Here is a 19,536-nt window from a genome sequence, read left to right as displayed (position 1 = left end):
TATCTTATTTATATTGTAAGATTCATTAGTCCTGCTGATCATCTGTTATAGGCTTTATCCCTAGATAAAGGTTTCGAATTAGCTCCTTGGTGGCCTTTGCATCATGCTTAAAATACCATATTCCGTCTATTATTTCATCTTCTCCTAACACGCTGTAGGCATTTATATTTTCATCCTTAAGTCCAGCTAGCTTTGTTCCAAAATACATAGCTTCTTTCAAATCCATACTCGTCTTCGTATTTTTAAGCCCTATAGTAATAGCCTTGGTCAAGTTCGAAGGCTGAATCCCTTTTTTTATTGCAGATATAACAAATTCCTGCTGTCTTTTAATCCTGCCTATATCGCCCTCTGCTCCTAGAGTTCCACTGTTATTTTTTCTCCATCTTAAAAACTGAATTGCTTTTTCTCCATCTAGTAGCTGCTCGCCTTTTTTAAGATTAATATGAAGCGGTGGCTCTGCGTAAGGGTCATCATATCTCATATTAAATGGAATATCTACCTCTACTCCTCCTATAGCATCGACAACGTCCTCTACCCCATCGTAATCGACAGTAATATACTCGTGAATAGGTACTGATAAAACCTTCGATACTACATTTGCAGTCGCTTTGATTCCACCCTTGGCGCCTGGATATCCATATACTGCATTTATTTTTCTTCTTCCTGCGTCTTCGTAGCCATAATCTACATAGGTATCTCTTGGAACCGATATTATATCTATTATGTTGGCTTCTTTGTCGTAGCTGAACACCATCAAGGTATCTGTTCTTTCGCCTTCTATTCCAGCTACCAAAATATTAACTCTCTTTAGCTTTCCATATTTCTCATCTAATTCGCTTTGTTCTTTTTCCTCTTCTGACTGCTCAGTAGTGTCTACTGCTTCAAATTCTTCATATGAAGTATTGTGGTAATATTGCTGGAACGCAAAAAATCCAGCTGCTGCTATTACAATTAAAATGGTCAAAATAATTATTAGGTATTTCAAGATTTTTTTCAAATTATCACCTTTAAAATTTATTTTATATATTCAGTTATATTCTACCCCTTAGTAAAATATACGTAAAGATAAATAATGATTACAGTAATATAACAAAGCAATGAAAATCTAGCTTATTAATGTAATCAAATCTATTTCACAAGCAATAGAGGCTTGTTTTAATAACAATAGAGGCGGTTTCTGACTATATATATTAGTCAAAACCGCCTCTCACATTTTATCCTCTTTACTTTCTCCAACCCTTAAGAAATATTTCTTTATCTAAGAAAACTTACTGTCCGAAAATGTTTCTTCACTAAATTTAATTACAAAGGATTTATTGAATTTTGAAATGAGAAAGTTTTTCCATAAGCTCAGCAGCAAGGGAACTAAGTCCAGATGCGCTCTGCGCAACTTGCTCTACAGCATCTGACTGTTGTTGCATAGAAGCAGTTACTTCCTCAGATGCAGCAGCTGTTTCTTCAGATACTGCTGAAATATTTTCCATAGTACTTACTATCTTTTCTTTTTCAGTCATAAGGCCTTCTACTTGGCTCGTCATTTCCTCTATTCTCTGAGCAACCTTTCCAATAGACGCTGAAATTTCTCCAAAAGCAGAATTAACCTTTTCAACTGACATCTCTTGCTCCACATATATACCTTTTACTTCTTGCATGATATTTACAGTATGCTTACTTTCATTTTGAATCTTGTCTAATATTATTTTAATTTCTTGAGCTGCATTATCTGAGCCTTCAGCTAGCTTTCTAATCTCATCAGCAACTACAGCAAAGCCTCTTCCAGCTTCACCTGCTCTTGCTGCCTCGATAGATGCATTAAGTGCAAGTAGATTAGTCTGGCTCGCTATAGATGTTATTGTCTCAAGTATAGCATTGATAGAAGTTGCACTCTTATCCAAATCAACTATAGCTTTTTCAACTCTATCGTTGGATTCTAAGCTAACTTTACTTGCTTGTTTTAGCTCTTCTAAGGTCTTAATACCATCTTCATTAACTTCTAAAGTACTTTGAGCATTCATGTTCATTTCTTTACTATTATCCGCTAGGCCTTCAAATTTTTCTGATAGTGAATTGGCTATCTGTACCCCTGTTTCAGTTTCTTCAGCTTGGTCTGAAGCTCCCCTAGCTATTTCATCAACAGTATTTGCAACATCCGTAGATGCAGCACTAGTCTGCTCAGCAAAAGCCGCCAAGTTTTCAGAAGCCTTTAATACTTCTTCGCTTACTCCTATCGTAGCAGTCATAAGGTCTTTGACCTCAGCAATCATGATATTAAAGCTTTTACCTAGACTCCCTATTTCATCATTACTCTTAACATCCATAGTAACAGTAAAATCTCCATCTGCTACTAGCTTCATCTTTTGTTCTATTTCCTTTACTGCTTTTGTTACAAAACCAGTTGCAAAAACTCCTATCAAAATAGCAACTATCAACGAAATTATCCCAATAGTGATAATATTCATAGTCATTTGATCAGTTACTGCTGTAATTTCTTTATAAGATACACTGTTTACCAGTATCCAATCTGCAGTTGTAAATTTCTGATACACTATAAATCTTTCATCCTTAGTAGCTTCATCAGTGTAATCTAATGTTCCGCTTCCTGTTTCAAAATAAGTGTTTAAGGTTTCATCAGTAAACCCTATATCCTTAATATTTTTTCCTATCATTTCTGGATTAGGATGGGCAAATATCATACCATCTTTTGCTATGATATAAGCTTCGCCTGTCTCACCTATTTTAACCTGTCCTACAAGTTCAGAAAAATAACTTAGAAGTAAATCTATCCCTGTTATTCCAGGAGAAGTTCCATCAGTTGATGGAGGAATTTTTATAGCTGCTGTAATTACAGTTTCTCCAGTTCCAGCATCTACATATGGGTCAGTCCAAATAACCTCATCTGTTGCATCTGCCGCCTGATACCATCCTCTTGTAGTAGGGTCATAGTCAGCTGGTAACTCAATATATGGGCTGATATACATCTTTTTCTCTCTAGTTCCTACAAATGAATTTAGTACATTTGGATTCACGTCCCTATAAGCAGCTATTGCATCTACTAAATAGGCCTCTGTTGTCGGATCCACTAATATATTTCTAAGATTAAAGTTCCCCGCATGTAGCTGTAGTGATTTGGCATTTCCTTCTAGCACGTTTTCTAGTGAAGTTGTAGTAGCATTATTTATCTCCTGCATAGAAGCTAGGTATTGCTCCAGCATTTTTTCTTCTGCTAATCTAGTACTTCTTAAGCCCATAACAAACATTGGCAAAGTGATAAGAATAATTAGCATGATTACTATTTTTGATTTAAGATTCATTTTCATTTTGACACCCCTCCACAATTGAATTCCAGAACTACATTTCTTGCTAAAATTGAATAAAAACTATATTCTTTTATCGTCATATAAATAGAAAAGATTAGAGTTTTTATTGAAATTAATATATATACGCTATTTATAACCATTTTTGGAATATTAAAACATTTGCAGTAATATTTCTGTAACTATTTTACTACTTGTAAATAGTTTTTACAATACTATAGCCTATTATTTTATATATTTATTTTTAATTAAGTAAAATTCTAAGTTAAAATTAATTCTATAGCTAAATACCGTAATTATTAATATCTATAACTTTTCTATTGAAATTAAATATTTAGAAAACTTTTAAAAAATCTTACTAATTTTTTCTTTAAAACTAAAAAAGCCGCATTTCATATAAATAAAAAGCGGCAAGTTGATTGATTAAGTTATAAACACTGTTTTATATAGGAAAATTATAAAACAATCTACTTTTTAATCTGTCACTTGAGTCAAGTTCTGTATAGTCTTATTTTTCATAACTACTTTAAACACAGGATACCCTAGCACTGTAACTACTAAAAATTCTCCAAGTGCTACATAAAGCGCTGTAGATACAAAAGGTGCTCCTGTAAATATAGCAAGCTCTAGTCCAATTATAAGTCCGTTTGCAATTGTAGGCCAAAACGAAGCAATAAGCATAGATTTCATCTTTGACATCATGAAAACTGCTATAAAGGTAGCTAGAGTTCCAAAAACAACATCTGGAAGTCCAAATGGACTAAATAAGTTGGCTATAAAGTTTCCAAGCACTAGTCCTGGAATAAACACTGGATCTACAAATGCCAGTAGGGTCATTACTTCTGAAAGTCTAAGCTGAACAGCTCCATAGCTTATAGGTGCCATAGCGACTGTCAGTACTGCGTAGATAGCAGCTGTTGCTCCTATCATTGCCATTTTCTTTGAATTTAACTTTTGCAAAATATTTACCTCCCTTGATTTTTATTTTTTAGAAGTGGGTGCCAAGTAAACACTTCTTTTTTAATATATTGCAAAGCTAGGATATTGTATCACACCTTAAGATATTTTTCTATATCACATATGAAAAATTATAAGATTATATATATCCTAATATATTATTTATAAGCTCTACATAACCTTTTTAAAAATTTCAATTATAGCTATAAAACTATTTTTATTTTCAAACCAATAAACTATCATTTAGAAATTCTTGGATTTTTTCCTTCTTTTACAGTTATTTCATAAAGGTCAGTTCTTCTGTTGTTAAACTGCATCACACTTCCCGTGCTTCTGCTTCTTCTTAGAATTTCCAGATCTAAGTCTCCAACTATAACCATCTCAATATTTGGAGTACATTCAGCCACTATTCCATCTCTAGGGAATCCAAAGTCAGAAGGCGTAAATATAGCAGACTGAGCATACTGAATGTCCATATTTTCTGCTTCAGTTAAGTTTCCAACTGTGCCTGCAATAACTGTATATACCTGATTTTCAACAGCTCTTGCTTGTGCGCAGTATCTCACTCTAAGATAACCTTGTCTATCATCAGTACAAAACGGCGAAAATATTATATTTGCTCCTTTTTCAGCAACTATTCTTGATAGCTCAGGAAACTCCATATCATAGCAGATGAGTATAGATATCTTGCCACAGTCAGTATCGAAAATCTTAATTTCGTGACCAGGCTGAATCCCCCACCAGCGTTCTTCATTCGGAGTAATATGAAGCTTGTACTGTTTGTCTATAGTTCCATCACGTCTGAATAGATATGCAATGTTATATATATCTCCATCTTCTTCTACAAAGTGAGACCCTCCTATGATATTTACGTTGTACTTGACAGCTAGCTCTGTAAACAGCTTGATATAGTCCTCTGTATATCTAGTAAGCCTTCTAATTGCAAGACTCGGAGTTTTTTCTTCAATAAACGAAAGTAGCTGAGTTGTAAATATCTCAGGAAATACTATAAAGTCTGATTTATAATCAGAGCTTATATCCACATAATACTCACACTGATGAGCAAAATCATGAAATGAGTTTATCTGCTTCATCATGTACTGCACTACAAAAACTCTAACTGGAAACGAAGTTTTATAGGTTCTTTTAGTCATAGGTCTATAATCTATGTTTGACCACTCCATAAGAGTTGCATACTTCATGGAATTAAAGTCATCCTTGAGATAGTTGTTATTTATACGTTTTAGTACAAATCCATTCATAAGCTGAAAGGTAAGCACAGGGTCATAGATGTTTTGAGCCATTACCTCTTCCACATACTCCCTAGGTGTCATATCCTCAGAATATTTATGATAGTTTGGAATTCTGCCACCTATTACTATGCTCTTGAGATTCAGCCTCACCGCCAAATCCTTTCTAGCATCGTAAAGACGCCTTCCTATTTTCATTCTTCTGTATTCAGGATGGACCATAACTTCTATTCCGTATAGATTGTATCCCTTTGAATCGTGGTTTCTGATATAGCCCTTGTCTGTAATTTCATCCCAAGTATGCTGGACATCGTACTCGTCAAAATTGACGATAAGGCTAGAGCACGAGCCTATAATTTTATCCTCATACTCTATACAAAACTGCCCTTCTGGAAAATATCTAAGATGGCTTCTAAGCTGTTCTTTAGTCCAAGGCTTCATATCTGGAAAGCAAATTAAAGAAAGCTCTATTATTTCATCAATATCCTTCTCTTCTATATTTCTAAGTACTATTTTTTTTTCAAATTTTGATAAATCCATATCTGCCATACATATTTCCTCCTCGAATAACTTCATGTCTATTTTATCTAATATACCCCAAACTCAGGAATTGAAAAAGATAAAATGCAAAAAGATGCCGTAGGTCTAGTTAAAGACTTACAGCATCTTTTTAGTTAAAATGAGAATAATTTATGTTTTAGGATAGGGGAATTATCCTAGGAAAACCTTCATATCGTCTTCTACAGTTCCGATTCCAGCGATACCAAAGTTATTTACTAATACATTAGCAACATTTGGTGATAAGAAAGCAGGAAGTGTAGGTCCAAGATGGATGTTCTTAACTCCAAGATATAACAGAGCAAGTAAAACTATAACAGCTTTTTGCTCATACCAAGCTATATTGTAAGCTATTGGAAGCTCATTGATATCTTCAAGTCCAAATACTTCTTTAAGTTTTAGAGCAATAACTGCTAGTGAGTAAGAGTCGTTACACTGTCCAGCATCAAGTACTCTAGGAATTCCACCGATATCGCCAAGGTTAAGCTTGTTGTAACGATATTTTGCGCATCCAGCAGTAAGGATAACCGTATCCTTTGGAAGAGCCTCAGCAAACTCAGTATAGTAGCTTCTTTCTTTAAATCTTCCGTCGCATCCAGCCATAACAAAGAACTTTTTGATAGCTCCAGTTTTAACTGCATCTACAACCTTGTCAGCAAGAGCGATAACTTGATTATGTGCAAATCCTCCAACGATTTCTCCTTCTTCGATTTGAACTGGAGGAGCGCATTTTTTAGCTTGCTCTATAATAGCTGAGAAATCTTTAGCTTTTCCATCTTCTCTATCAGGAATATGAACTGCTCCTGGATATCCAGATGCTCCTGTAGTGTACATTCTATTTAAATAAGTGTTGTTTGATTTTAGAGGAACTATACAGTTAGTAGTAAATAGGATAGGTCCGTTGAAAGATTCAAACTCTGGGTTTTGGCTCCACCAAGATCCACCATAGTTTCCAACAAAATGCTCATATTTCTTGAATGCTGGGTAGTAGTTAGCTGGAAGCATTTCACCGTGAGTATATACATCTACTCCAGTTCCCTCAGTTTGCTTTAATAACTCTTCCATATCCTTTAGGTCGTGACCAGAGATTAGGATACCTGGGTTATTTCTAGTTCCAAGGTTAACAGTAGTAATTTCTGGATTTCCGTAAGTTGAAGTATTAGCAGCATCTAGAAGTGCCATTGCAGTTACTCCAAACTCACCAGTCTTAAGTACATAAGCTGTAAGCTCGTCTGCAGACATATCTTCTCTAGTCATTACAACTAGTGCTTCTTCCATAAAGTTATCAAGCTTTTCGTCGTTATGTCCTAGGTTATGTGCATGATGGTAGTAAGCAGCAAGTCCCTTAAGTCCAAATAGGATAAGTGATTTAAGCGCTCTAACATCTTCGTTTTCTATTGAAAGGAATCCAACTTTTTGAGCTAATGAGTTCATTTCATCTAAAGTTGCAGCTGTAAATGTAGCTGTAGGATGATTGATTTCTGCTCCTAATTGCTTTTTAAGTTCTTCTCTTATAACAAGTGCATCTTTTACTCTTTTAATGATAACTTCATCATCAAAGTTAGCATTAGTAATAGTAGCAAATAGTGACTCCATTATGAATAAATCCACTTTAGGGTCAATCTTTTGACCTTTTGCTCTTAATTCTTGAGCATAAAGTGAAATACCTTCCGTTGAATAAATAAGTAAGTCCATCATGTTAGCTAGGTCGTTCTTCTTTCCACATACTCCAACTGATGTACATGCATATCCTTTTGCAGCTTCTTGACATTGATTACAATACATAAAGACACCTCCATGGTTTTTTAAAATATTTTTTAGCTGTGACAAAAACCACAACCTACTATCCTAGTGCTAGTTGATAAGTACCCAATATTTTGAATATAAACACAAAATATCAAAATTTTACGAATATTTATCAATTTATAACCAAAATTTAAAACTAATTATATTTTCTACTAAAATAGTATACTTTTTAAGCAGAAAATAAATTTTATAAAACTTATGCTCTTAATTTACCTCATATAAACAAAGAATACCGTAACATTTGTTACGGTATTCTAAATTAATTAATTTATTTTTTGTAAATTTTGAATTCCTTTTATTGCTAATCCAGTTCCATCGCTCATATTTATTCTATAGTTGTCAAATATAGCTCCTCCAACAACAGGGTTTTCACTGCATAGTACTGGTCCATCTAAATCTATCTTTGTTATTATATTTTTTGCCATTGCAAGATGTACAGCAGCAGTAACCGATACATTTGCTTCTAGCATACAGCCTATCATGCACTCTACTCCATAAAGCTCTCCTAGAGCAGTAATCTTAAGCGCATTATGTATTCCAGCACATTTCATAAGCTTAATATTTACATAATCAGCCGCTCTTAGTTGCATTATTTTTACTGCATCCATAGGTGAAAATACGCTCTCATCTGCTAATACTGGTATCGATACATTGTCAGTTACATACTTTAAGCCTTCAAAATCATGAGCTGCAACTGGTTGCTCAACAAACTCAATCATTAAACCTTTATCTTCCATTTGTCTTAAAACTTTTACTGCCTCTTTAGCCTGCCATCCTTGATTTGCATCTATTCTAAGATCCACTTCATATCCTACTGCATCTCTTATAGCCTGCATTCTTTGCAAATCCTTTTTAGAATCTTTTCCAACTTTGATTTTCAGTGTTTTATATCCTTTATTTACAGCATCTAGAGCATCAGCCGCCATTTCTTCAGGCTCGTTTACACTTACAGTTATATCTGTGATTATTTCTTTTTTGCTACCACCAAGATGCTTATAAAGAGGAATCTCCCACTTTTGTCCAAATAAATCATATAGCGCCATGTCTACAGCAGCTTTTGCTGAATAATTTCCAATTACACTTTTATGAAGCTTTTCCATAATCTCTTCAAAATCCTCAATATCCATTCCAACTATGGCTTTTTCTATATGATTTCTGATAGCCGCTATAATTGAACCAGAAGTATCACCAGTTATAACTCCTGTAGGAGGAGCCTCTCCATACCCACAAACTCCTTCATCTGTATTTATTTTTACTATTATGTCTTCTACTGCATTTACAGTTCTAAGGGCTGTTTTAAAAGGAGTCCTTAATGGCACTGAAATGGAGTATAGTTCTATATCAGTTATCTTCATACTTGCCTCCAATATTACTTGTAGTATTTTTCTTTTACCTCCGCATATCGTTTTACTGCATCCTTATAAGCAGTCGACAATGCTTTTTGAGAAGTTCCAAAATATCTTTGCTCTATCTGTCTGTCTATTTCGCCATAGTACTTATCTAGCTTCTTATTTATAAATAAACTCTGAATAAATTTTTCAGTAGTAGGAATAGTTGAGCTACAGCTTATATCTACAATTTCATCAGTAATATAATCTACTACTACTCCTATAAAAAAACCTTTGAAGTGCTCCGTTATTGCATTATCTGCCTGAGTTCTAGCGTGTCCTATAATATATACTGTAGTATCTGGATACATTTATCATCATCTCCGTTTTTTGATATATTATAGCATAGAGAGGATTTTTCCTACGAACAGTCCTCCGCCTGTACCTACAACGTATCCCAGCATAGCCATAAGCACCCCTATAGGTATAAGAGCCTCTGAGTAAGATGCTGCAAGAATAGGCGCAGATGCTACTCCTCCAATGTTTGCAAGAGAAGCCACTCCACAAGTAAATAAGTCCAGCTTAAATATTTTGGCAATAATAGCAAGCACAACTGCGTGGACAATTAGAATTACAAAGCCAGCAACTATGTAAATAGGCGCTTGAGTAAGCTCAGCAAAATTAGCTCTAGATGCTATCAAACCTATGATAATATACAGCATTACATTTGAAATCTGCGATGAACCTGGAAGCTTTCCAAATGGAGTCAGTGCACATAATACTCCTATTACTGTAGCGATAATTACTGTCCATGTACCTACAGTTAGAAAATCGCTCTGCGGAAGGTGTACGCTAAGTGCCTGTGATAAACTAGAAACCATTAAACTACTTCCAAGCAGAATAATCATGTCAGAAAACTCTATAGTCGTTCTCATATTTTCCTTATCTTTTTCTAGCTCTCTTCCTATTTCATCTATTACCTTAGTATCTGCTTTCGTCCATTTATTAAACAGATGTCCAAAAGGCACTAAAGCAAGTAAAATCATAACCCAAATAGAATAATCTATAGAATCTATCAAAAGAGTGTATCCCATAGCAGAATCCGGAACATTTAAAGCTCCTTGAATAGCTGCCATATTTCCTGTTCCACCCATCCAGCTTCCAGCAAGAGCGGCAAAGCTTTTCCAAGTATCGGCTGGGAAGAAGCCCTTAAAAATTGCATACGAAACTACAAACCCTACTCCTATGCTTATAGAGGCTGAGAAGAAACCAATAAGCATTTTAGGCCCAAGCTTGAAAATTTTTCTAAGGTCACATCTAAGTAGCATTAAGAAAATCATCGCAGGAAGCAGATTGTCTTTTACTCCTTTATAGTAGGTATTTACTGAGTCTGTTTTTTCCCATAATCCAAATGTAGCTAGAAGCATTGCAAAGAAGTAAAGCATTACAACACCTGGTATGTAGTTAAAAATTTTGCTGTTGCTTTTCTTTTCTACAATTACTATAATTCCGGCTAATAAAACTAAAAAAGCTACAAAAGTAAAACCATTTGTTATCATAAAAATCCTCCTTAAAAGTTTTTTAAAAAACAAAAAAAGACCATATGAGATTTTATCACATGGTCCTTATTACGTAGATAATAAAGAATTTGATTCATTGAAAAGAAAGGCCATAAAGACGATTTTCTTTTCGTAAACTGAATTTTCTATATTTTGTTTTTTTTTAATTATACAAGATACTAGTTTTTTTATCAAGTAATTTGCATAAAGTAATTCAGCCTATTTATATTCTTCCTCTTTATCTTTTATCTCCTGCATTACCTCTTGTAGCTCTATATGATGAGTCTCTAGAATTTTTTGAATCTGCTCCTCTGTTTCTTCTATATTGTCTAGAAGTTTAAATGTAACTTCCCATAGAGGATCGTAATCATCTTCTATAGGCTCTACTTTTATGACAAAATCCAGAGCTGATACTCTATCTTCATCATAGTAATCGTATATAGCTGAGTACTCCCAGTCTTTCACTGGAGTTGCAGTAGTGATTCTAAGATGAACCATGTCCTCTTCCTCTTTGTCTATCACAAAAATACTCTCTAAATACTCTCCCATGCTAGGAATATTGTAACTTCCTACTTCAGACTCGAAAAAACCCGTCTCACTATCTTTTCTCATCAATATCACTGCAAATGGCTCCATTATTTTCATCATTCCTATCTATTATTGTTAAAATAACAAGGTTTCAGCACCTATCAGCAATCTTTGATTGCTATATTGCCAGGGCTCTTATTTGTCTTCTTTTATATTATCCATTCCACTGTCACATTTTACTGAGAGTGCCAAAAGTCCAGGTCCTGTATGCACGCCTATAACAGGGCTTACAGAAGTTTCTAACACGTATTTACAGTTTGGCATAGCTTTGAATTTTTCAGCTATTTCCGTGGATTCTTCAGGTGCGTTACCACTTAGAACTATAACCTCAAAGGCTTCTTTGTCCTTTACAAGGTTGTGAATTACATTAAATAATTCTGTAAGAGATTTTTTTCTTCCTCTTACTTTTTTGATTGTAAAGTACTGGCCGTCTCCTGCTTCATCTACGCCTACTATAGGCTTGATGTTCAGTAAATCTCCTACTGTACCTTCTACTCTTCCCATTCTTCCACCTTTTTTAAGGTAGTATAATGTAGGAAGCACAAATACACATCTGGTGTTTTTGATAGCTTTCTTAGCCGCAGCTACTACGTCTTCAAAGCTAGCTCCTGCTTCTCTTGCTTTTGCTGCATCAACTATCCCAAAACCTGAGCCCCACGAAATATTTTTCGAATCAATAAGCTCAATTACAAAATCATCTTTGTAATCATTTGCCATATTTCTAACCATATTGTAGGTACCGCTCAGTCCAGATGAAATAAAAGCACCTAGAATATGAGTATATCCCTCTTGCTTAAGCTGTTCAAAGGTCTTTACCACATCAGCCGTAAGAGGAAGCGAAGTCTTAGGAACTTCTCTTTCCATACCTGAGTAAATCTGCTCTGGTGTAATATCTACCTTGTCTCTATATATTTTGCTTTGATAAATTATCTGAAGTGGCATTACCTTTATATCATATTTGTCTATGATGTCCTGAGTAAGGTCAGATGTGGAATCTGTAATGATAGCTATTTTCTCCATATTCTCTCTCCTTCATAAGGGATTTAAATTAATTATAAACTATAATCCTGAACTATCCCATATTTGATTCACAGTTTACCATATATATTTTACCCTATTTTACTTTTATCTCACACAATTATAAAATTTTAAGGCTTAAATTCCTTTTTATATTACCCTAACTGCCTCTTGAATATCAAACAAGTAAATATAAGCCTCTTTTACAGGTTTGTCTGTGCTTGACTCTAGAGCCTCTTTATAAAGCTCTAGCTGAGGTCTGTACATTTCAGCTTTATCTTTCTTTGAGTCTGTCCCTAGATAGTCCGTTTTGTAATCTACTAGCACCCACTCGCCATCTTCTTCAAAGTAAGAGTCTATTACTCCGCTTACTAGCACCTCGTCTTTTTTTAGCATAAATGAATTTTCTCTTATTACATTTTTAGACCTACGCATCCTTTTTCCTAGCTCGGAGCAGAAAAATTCATAAAGCATCTCAGAATCTAAAGAAGCTCTCTCTTCTGAGGTAAGAAGCTCATTTACATGCATCATATCAAGCTGGTCTTCTATTTCACTAGGACTTGCTACTTGATTTAGGTTTATATTTTGCATAGCAAAATGCATGAGGGTTCCTCGTTGTGAAGCACTAAAGGTTTTTACTTTCTGCATGAACCTAGGCATGCTTTGGATTACTACTGAGATTTTCGAAGCATCTAGTACTGATTTTGCAAGCATAGTTGCGCTCGTTTTGGACACCTGCATAGTCTGCTCTTTATATGGATATTCATAGCTGAATCTAGAGTTTATCACAGATATCACTTCAGGATTTAGGGTTTCACTAGAGTCAGCTTTATAGTCTCTTAAGATAGCCTCCATATTGTCTATATCCTCTCGCTCTCTTTGAGACAGCTTAAGCAGGTCGTATTTTGCTACTAATGAAAGCTTAAAGCTCGATTTATAAGATGTATCATCTTCTATTACTTCTCTTACAGCGTAATCTCTAAGAGCCGATGCATCTCTATGTTTATACAGGGCGATGAGCATCCATGAAAGATAGTTGCTCTGTGACAGTAGATAGCTAGTGCTAGTTGATTTACTTGCCCTTGTCGCTAGCTTTTCTATATCCTTTACACTTCCCACCATTATCAAAGTATCTACTGCTCTAGTAAGAGCAACATAAAGGATTCGCAGTTCCTCAGATAGCATTTCTTTATTCGACTGGATTTTTATGGCTGTCTTTGGAAGAGATTCTCTGTAGACGTTTTTATCGAGATCTACATATTTAGGTCCTATACCTAGGGAATTGTGAAGCATGATATCTTGCTTAAAATCAGCTTTATTAAAGCCTTTACTCAGTCCACATACGAAAACAACAGGAAACTCAAGTCCCTTGCTTTTGTGTATACTCATGATTCGAACTCTATCCTCGCTCTCACTGAGAGCTTTGGCTTCCTGAGTATCTCCTTTGTCCTTTAGAAGCTTGTCTATATAATGCAGGAAGTTGAAAAGTCCATTTGTAGTGTTTGACTGAAATTCCGAGGCTTTATCGAGCAGAGCTTTTAGATTTTCCTGCCTCATCTGTCCTCCTGGCATAGCCGCCAAATCACTATAATAGCCTGTGTCATTCATCAGATACCATAAAAATTCATCTAGTCTTTGGAGCTTTTCCTTAAAGCGATAGGTCTTAATTCTGTCTAGGAAAGTATTTATTTTTATTGAAAGCTCATTATCATTGTCCGCCATATAAGAAAGCAAGGCCTGATATATGGCTCCTTTTTTATAAGCTACTCTTATCTCGATGATTTCATCTAGACTAAAGCCTCCTATAGAAGAATTCATAACAGCTAGAAGAGCTTCATCTTGCTCTATATTGTCTATGATTTTAAGCAAATCTATAAAGAGCTTTACCTCTAGCACATCGTAGTATGAAGCACTGTAATCCACATAGCAAGGTATCCTATCGTCCTTAAGGACTTTTTCAAAAGCTGCAATACTGCTTTTGGGTGAGCGCATGAGAATCACAATATCTCTATAGGTTATTTTTTGAAACTCCTTAGCTTTTGGATTGTAATGCTCCTTGCCTAGCAGCTCCTTGATTCTAGATGATACATACATCGCCTCTAGCTCAGGGTTATCCATATCTGCATCCTCAGCTAGCTCATCGTCTTCTTCTAGCTTATGATTTTCAAGCACTACAAGCTCCACTTTGTTTTTCTCAACAGGAAAATCCATTCCAGGAATTAGCTTGGCTGAATCGTCATAAGCCACCTCTCCTAAGTCTTCATTCATAATAGCTGAAAATATATCGTTGATAAATTCGAGTATTGCCGGTCTACTTCTAAAGTTGTTTGATAAATCAATTCTTTTATTGGGCCTATCGTCAGCTTTTGCATAGGAATGGTATTTATCTATGAACAAGGTAGGGTCAGCTAATCTAAATCTATATATGGACTGCTTTACGTCTCCTACTAAAAATAAATTATCTTCTCTTTTTATTGCCGAGATTATGGTCTCCTGAACAATATTACTGTCTTGATATTCATCAAAGAAAATATAGGTGTATTTAGCTCTTAAATCCTCTCTTACAGCTTCATTTTCCAGCAATCTAAGAGCATAATGCTCCAAATCCGAGAAGTCTAAGACTGAATTTGCTAACTTTATCTCAGAATATAGCTCGTCATATCTTGCTACAGTTTTGTAAAGAGCTTTCATAAGAGGATAGAGATTTTTGATATCTTCTAACTGAAATCCCTGAGATATGTTTTTTATTGATTTTTGGATGGCTTTGATACCGCTAGCTTTTATATCCGTATCTCTTATAGCCTTTACTTCATCAACTAAAGCAACATCTAGCTCTTCCTTCATTTTTTTAGAAATTGCTGCAAATCTGCTGTGCTTCACTTCTGCTATAGCCTGTATAAAGTCTGCAAAGGACTGCTCTAGCTTGGATTTCAAATCATCTATAAGTAGCAAATCATCTTCAATAGCCGCTAAATAAGGAAGGGGCCCTCCTTCTAATTTACAAAGCTCTATAGCTTTCTTGCCTGCATCATAGGCTGCATCTAGCTTGATTCTTATGTCGTCTTTAATTACCTGCATCCACTTACTTGTAGAAAGCTCATCAAAGCTCGATATATTAAAGCTTTCAGCTTCACTTTCTAGCCATTTTAGTGGATAGGGCTGGCTCTGGATGAAATTGTATACCTTATCTATGAGGTCGCTTAGCTTCTTATCGTCTTTAGTTCCCCCGTAGCTATCAACCAAGGATAAAAACAGAACATCATCTGAGTCGTAGGCTTCATCAAACAAGCTCTCCATAGCTTGAGTTTTCATAATAGAAACAAGGGCGTTGTTTGCTATTTTGAAAGAAGGATCTAAGTCTAGCATATGAAAGTTACGCCTTAATATATCTATACAAAATGAATGCATAGTGCTAATAGAGGCTCTAGGCAGATTTTGAATTTGTTTGGTTAGATAGTGGCTCTCCTGTGGATTATCAAGCATCCTCTGCATGAGCATCTTTTGTATTCTATCTTTCATTTCAGCCGCCGCTGCATTTGTAAAAGTAACTATGAGGAGGTTTTGAACATCTACTTTTTCATTTAGCACTATATCTATGATTCTTTGAACCAGTACGGCTGTTTTTCCTGAGCCTGCCGCCGCTGACACTAGAAGATTTTCTCCTCTACTGTCTATTGCACTTTGCTGAGCATCTGTCCATGCCATCTAGATTCCCTCCTTCTTCATTAATAATTCTTTTACTTCCTTGTCCTTTAATGCCTTTACAGTCTTGTGGGTATTTCCTTCAAACAAAGTATCGAATTTGCACATACTCGAATACTCACAGTAGCTACACTGAGCTTTTTGTTTATCGCTGTAAGGATGTATAGATATATTTCCAGCTAGTATCTCCTTCGACATATCCTTTACAAGCTCCATAACATGGTCTAATAAAGCTGTAAATTCCTCCTCGCTAAGAGCATTTTCACTTTTTATATCCTCATCCTTTACCCTTACATCTATTACGCTACCTTCGTTTTCTATATCTGCATCTATGGCTTTAATTATATTTATATCCTTTAAAACTATGCCCTGCATCTTTAGCTTGCCTGCAATTTGCTTTTCTATTTCCTCTACATCTGTTAAGTCAGACTCTATGAGCTTATCCACTATAGGGAAATAAAAAGCTCCTGCTGGATAGGCTTTGGTCTTTTTAAGGCTAGGCAGATGCTCTAGCACCGATTCCAAATACACTATGAGCTGAATATCTAGCCCATTGTAAGCATCTGAAAGACTAAATTTCTTTTCTCTGGATTTATAATCTATGATTTTGACATAGGTTTTTTCATTTTCATCTAAAATATCTACCCTATCTATTTGACCAGTTAGCTCTATAGTGCCATATTCACCTAAATCAAGCACTATAGGTGGCAATTTCATCTCAAAATCATAAGGCTCAAACCTACCCTTGCTCATTTGGTTTACCATAGTCCAAGCGGCACGTCTTCCTACTTTTTTTATTTTCTTCATCATATAGGCATTTCGTTTTGAGTTATCCATGAGTATCTTGATATGGTCAGATACACAGTTTTCTATTAGCTTATCAATTTGCTCGTCACAGGTTTTTTTGTCTAAAAGTAGTGGCAGGCTAGCCTTGTTATTGGCAAGCTTTGCAAAATCCTCTATAGCACTGTGAAATATAGTCCCTAGCTCTGGTGGTCCTATCTCATGAACTTTTCTAGGCTCTGGCTTTAGACCATACTGCACAAAATGGTCAAACGGACATTTTGCAAACCTTTCTAGCCTACTTACGCTCGCTTTAAACGGAGCCTCGTAAATCTGCTTTGCTTGAGTAGGAGTGATGTATTCCTGCTGATTTTTATAAAACAAATTATCGAGAAGTCTTTGTCTTCTAGCTTCCCAGCCATCGTTATCTATATACCAGCTATATAGTGATAGCCAGTCCTTATCAAGATGTTTTTCTTCTACTAAATCTCTCAGCTCTCCTGCTAGCTTTCCAAAGCTGTAGTCAGGAGTTGATATATAGCTAAAAACACTAGTATCTGACAAAGATGAGCGTTCATGTAAGTTTGGAAATAAAGTCTTGAGCCTATTTATTATAGTGGAAGGTCTAAGAGCCTTGTTATCCTCTCCTCCTGATAGACTGTAGCTTAGAAATAGCTTGTCATTTGGCTTTGACAGTGCACTGTAGATGGAGAGAGTCTCATCTGACATGGCATTGTCTAGCTCAGATGGTAGATTTACTCCGAGGTCTTTTAGCTTTTTCTTGTCATCATCTAGAAGTATAGGGCTGTCCTTTCCCACATGAGGTACATAGGTGTCGTTAAGTCCCATAAAAAACAGAGCTTTAATAGCTGTGCTTCTGCTTCTATCTAGGGTTGCAACTATAACCTGATCTAAGGCAGGCGGAATTATGCCTATCTCATGCTGCTTGATGCCCTCGTAAAGTATATTTCTAAACTCCTCTAGGCTCATAGGTTTTTCACCCATAATTTCTACTAGCTGGTCTAGAGTATCTAGGATTATATTCCATATTTGGGCGTTTTCATTGGCATAGTCAAAAGCATTTTCTTCTCTTAATCTATTTACGAATATCTCAAGCTGGTCCTGAGCTTTTATTTCAGTCAAAAATCCAAATAAAGCCTTGGCATAGCTAGGTCCCGTTCCCGAGCCTTTAAAGCTTTTTTTGTTTAATTCAAATAAGCTCACAAGATAGTCTTTAGCTGTTTTGATTTTTTCTTTATACTCACTTGAATCATACTGGTCGAAAAATCTTTCTTCGCTGAATCTATTTTCATCTAGCCACATTCTGCCTTTTATGCCCCACTTTAGAACAAAGTTTTCAAGGGGCATATACTGGCTTTCGTCTAGCTGAGTAAAGCCAGACTTGAGAAAACTAAATACATCCTCATAGCGAAGATTTTTGATATGCATATCCAGATAGGAAAAAATCAGAGTGATAAGAGGACTGCTCATTATATCTCTTTTTACATCTATAAAATGAGGTATCTCAAGCCTAGTAAAAACTCTGCTGATAGGACCTGCATAGAGGTGAGGCATAGGAGTAATGATTAAGATATCCTTAAATCTATAGCCAAAGTCCCTAACTAATGACAGCACCTCAAGAGCGCAGTGCTCTGCTTCCTTTTCCATATCAAGAGCCTCAAACAGCTTCACATCTTTAATTTTCTCTTTATATGAAGGCGCTTTATAATCGTAAAGAGCCTTTTCTATATATCTTATTTCCTTAGACTTAGTGCTTTCATTCACTAAAGCTTCGATTTCAAATTCACTGCCTGTAGCTTTTGCTATAGCCTTTAGCTGATTTATGGTTAGGCTAGTAGGAGAAAATACATCTTTGTCAGCTGAAGTTTCATCATAAGTCAGGGCAAAGCAAAGAGAAGTGCCCATTTGAGCTAGTTGCTCTATCACTGATAGCTCCAAAGCTGTAAAGCCAGTAAAGCTATCGAAATAAAAACTAGCATTTGAAATTTCTTTATAGAGATTAATTTTTTCAGCTAACAGACTTATTCTGTCTTCATTATCTATATACTGGTCCTGCATGTAATTCAAAAACTCATTGTAAATAAAGCCTATCTCAAACAATTTTTGCTTTAAAAGGGCATTGTTTTCTATTTGATTTGATTTATCTAGTAATAACGAAGGAGGTACAGCCATCTTTTTTAGCTCTGAAAGCGTATGGGATAGCTCACTTAAAAAGCCCTCTTTTTTGTAGGCCGTTTTATACATTGGAAGACTATCCTCATGCTTATCAAATATAAGTCTAAGAGCCATATGCTTTCCTATTTCATCTATATATGGTCTTTTTAATCCGCCTACCCTCGATAGTACTAATCTAGACAAACGCTCAAAGCTCATAACTTGTGCGTAAATTAGTCCTTTTGAGTCTACTTTATCCATAAGAGCCAGCTCACTTTGAAGAGTAAACTGCTCAGGTACCATAAGATAAGCTACCTCTGCATTTTTATCCTTTTCTAGTATTTCTTTATATAAGCTGCTGGTCTTTCCATAGCCAGCTCTTGAAGTTATTATTTTAATCATAATCTTCCTCCTATGGCTCATAAGCAAAACATTTGTTTCTTCTATTTATTATATCATAGCTGCTTAAGATATATTTGAGACTAATAATCTTATAAGC

The 19,536-nt window shown here is 35.5% G+C and carries 12 protein-coding genes; all 12 read right to left on the bottom strand.

Going from position 1 to position 19,536, the window contains the following annotated elements; translation table 11 throughout:
• Positions 1-25 precede the first annotated feature (25 nt).
• The 12 genes from CLOST_RS01340 to addB all read right to left on the bottom strand — a co-directional run bounded on the left by CLOST_RS01340 (position 26) and on the right by addB (position 19,439).
• Positions 26-997: an LCP family protein gene (locus CLOST_RS01340; protein ID WP_013360458.1), complete on the bottom strand. Its 972-nt coding sequence runs from the start codon at positions 995-997 to the stop codon at positions 26-28.
• A 316-nt stretch (positions 998-1,313) separates the two neighbouring features.
• Positions 1,314-3,317: a methyl-accepting chemotaxis protein gene (locus tag CLOST_RS01335; RefSeq protein WP_013360457.1), complete on the bottom strand. Its 2,004-nt coding sequence runs from the start codon at positions 3,315-3,317 to the stop codon at positions 1,314-1,316.
• Between the two features lie 471 nt (positions 3,318-3,788).
• Positions 3,789-4,274 (bottom strand): QueT transporter family protein, encoded by a 486-nt coding sequence (locus CLOST_RS01330; protein ID WP_013360456.1) that lies wholly within the window; start codon positions 4,272-4,274, stop codon positions 3,789-3,791.
• 236 nt (positions 4,275-4,510) lie between these two features.
• Complete coding sequence (locus CLOST_RS01325; RefSeq protein ID WP_013360455.1) at positions 4,511-6,070, bottom strand: bifunctional GNAT family N-acetyltransferase/carbon-nitrogen hydrolase family protein; 1,560 nt, start codon at positions 6,068-6,070, stop codon at positions 4,511-4,513.
• A 162-nt stretch (positions 6,071-6,232) separates the two neighbouring features.
• Positions 6,233-7,864 carry a hydroxylamine reductase gene (hcp, locus tag CLOST_RS01320; RefSeq protein WP_013360454.1) on the bottom strand — a complete coding sequence of 544 codons (1,632 nt, stop codon included), beginning with the start codon at positions 7,862-7,864 and terminating at the stop codon, positions 6,233-6,235.
• A gap of 284 nt (positions 7,865-8,148) precedes the next feature.
• Positions 8,149-9,240 (bottom strand): dipeptide epimerase, encoded by a 1,092-nt coding sequence (locus CLOST_RS01315; protein ID WP_041487064.1) that lies wholly within the window; start codon positions 9,238-9,240, stop codon positions 8,149-8,151.
• Positions 9,241-9,254: 14 nt separating this feature from the next.
• Entirely contained in the window at positions 9,255-9,584 is a 330-nt protein-coding gene (locus tag CLOST_RS01310; RefSeq protein WP_013360452.1) for a DUF3870 domain-containing protein, read from the bottom strand.
• A gap of 27 nt (positions 9,585-9,611) precedes the next feature.
• A complete protein-coding gene (locus CLOST_RS01305; protein WP_013360451.1) occupies positions 9,612-10,772 on the bottom strand; it encodes a DUF819 family protein in 1,161 nt (386 codons plus the stop codon).
• A gap of 219 nt (positions 10,773-10,991) precedes the next feature.
• Entirely contained in the window at positions 10,992-11,420 is a 429-nt protein-coding gene (locus CLOST_RS01300) for a DUF6762 family protein (RefSeq protein WP_157858275.1), read from the bottom strand.
• Between the two features lie 75 nt (positions 11,421-11,495).
• The gene (locus CLOST_RS01295) at positions 11,496-12,380 is read right to left on the bottom strand and encodes a DegV family protein (protein WP_013360449.1); all 885 of its coding nucleotides are present in this window, start codon (positions 12,378-12,380) and stop codon (positions 11,496-11,498) included.
• A gap of 147 nt (positions 12,381-12,527) precedes the next feature.
• On the bottom strand, positions 12,528-16,082 hold the full coding sequence (gene addA / locus CLOST_RS01290) for a helicase-exonuclease AddAB subunit AddA (protein WP_013360448.1): 3,555 nt from the start codon (positions 16,080-16,082) through the stop codon (positions 12,528-12,530).
• Entirely contained in the window at positions 16,083-19,439 is a 3,357-nt protein-coding gene (gene addB, locus CLOST_RS01285; protein ID WP_013360447.1) for a helicase-exonuclease AddAB subunit AddB, read from the bottom strand.
• Positions 19,440-19,536 lie beyond the last annotated feature (97 nt).

It is taken from the genome of Acetoanaerobium sticklandii (assembly GCF_000196455.1).
GTDB classification, from domain to species: domain Bacteria; phylum Bacillota; class Clostridia; order Peptostreptococcales; family Filifactoraceae; genus Acetoanaerobium; species Acetoanaerobium sticklandii.
Note: the sequence above shows the minus strand (reverse complement) of the source record. Positions and strands in the feature narration are given on the sequence as shown.

Bases quoted from the DNA above. Each gene is read 5' to 3' on its own strand.
- CLOST_RS01315 (WP_041487064.1), bottom strand. From the start codon at position 9,240: ATGAAGATAACTGATATAGAACTATACTCCATTTCAGTGCCATTAAGG.
- CLOST_RS01325 (WP_013360455.1), bottom strand. From the start codon at position 6,070: ATGGCAGATATGGATTTATCAAAATTTGAAAAAAAAATAGTACTTAGA.
- hcp (WP_013360454.1), bottom strand. From the start codon at position 7,864: ATGTATTGTAATCAATGTCAAGAAGCTGCAAAAGGATATGCATGTACA.
- CLOST_RS01310 (WP_013360452.1), bottom strand. From the start codon at position 9,584: ATGTATCCAGATACTACAGTATATATTATAGGACACGCTAGAACTCAG.
- CLOST_RS01335 (WP_013360457.1), bottom strand. From the start codon at position 3,317: ATGAAAATGAATCTTAAATCAAAAATAGTAATCATGCTAATTATTCTT.
- addB (WP_013360447.1), bottom strand. From the start codon at position 19,439: ATGATTAAAATAATAACTTCAAGAGCTGGCTATGGAAAGACCAGCAGC.
- CLOST_RS01295 (WP_013360449.1), bottom strand. From the start codon at position 12,380: ATGGAGAAAATAGCTATCATTACAGATTCCACATCTGACCTTACTCAG.
- addA (WP_013360448.1), bottom strand. From the start codon at position 16,082: ATGGCATGGACAGATGCTCAGCAAAGTGCAATAGACAGTAGAGGAGAA.
- CLOST_RS01305 (WP_013360451.1), bottom strand. From the start codon at position 10,772: ATGATAACAAATGGTTTTACTTTTGTAGCTTTTTTAGTTTTATTAGCC.
- CLOST_RS01300 (WP_157858275.1), bottom strand. From the start codon at position 11,420: ATGATGAAAATAATGGAGCCATTTGCAGTGATATTGATGAGAAAAGAT.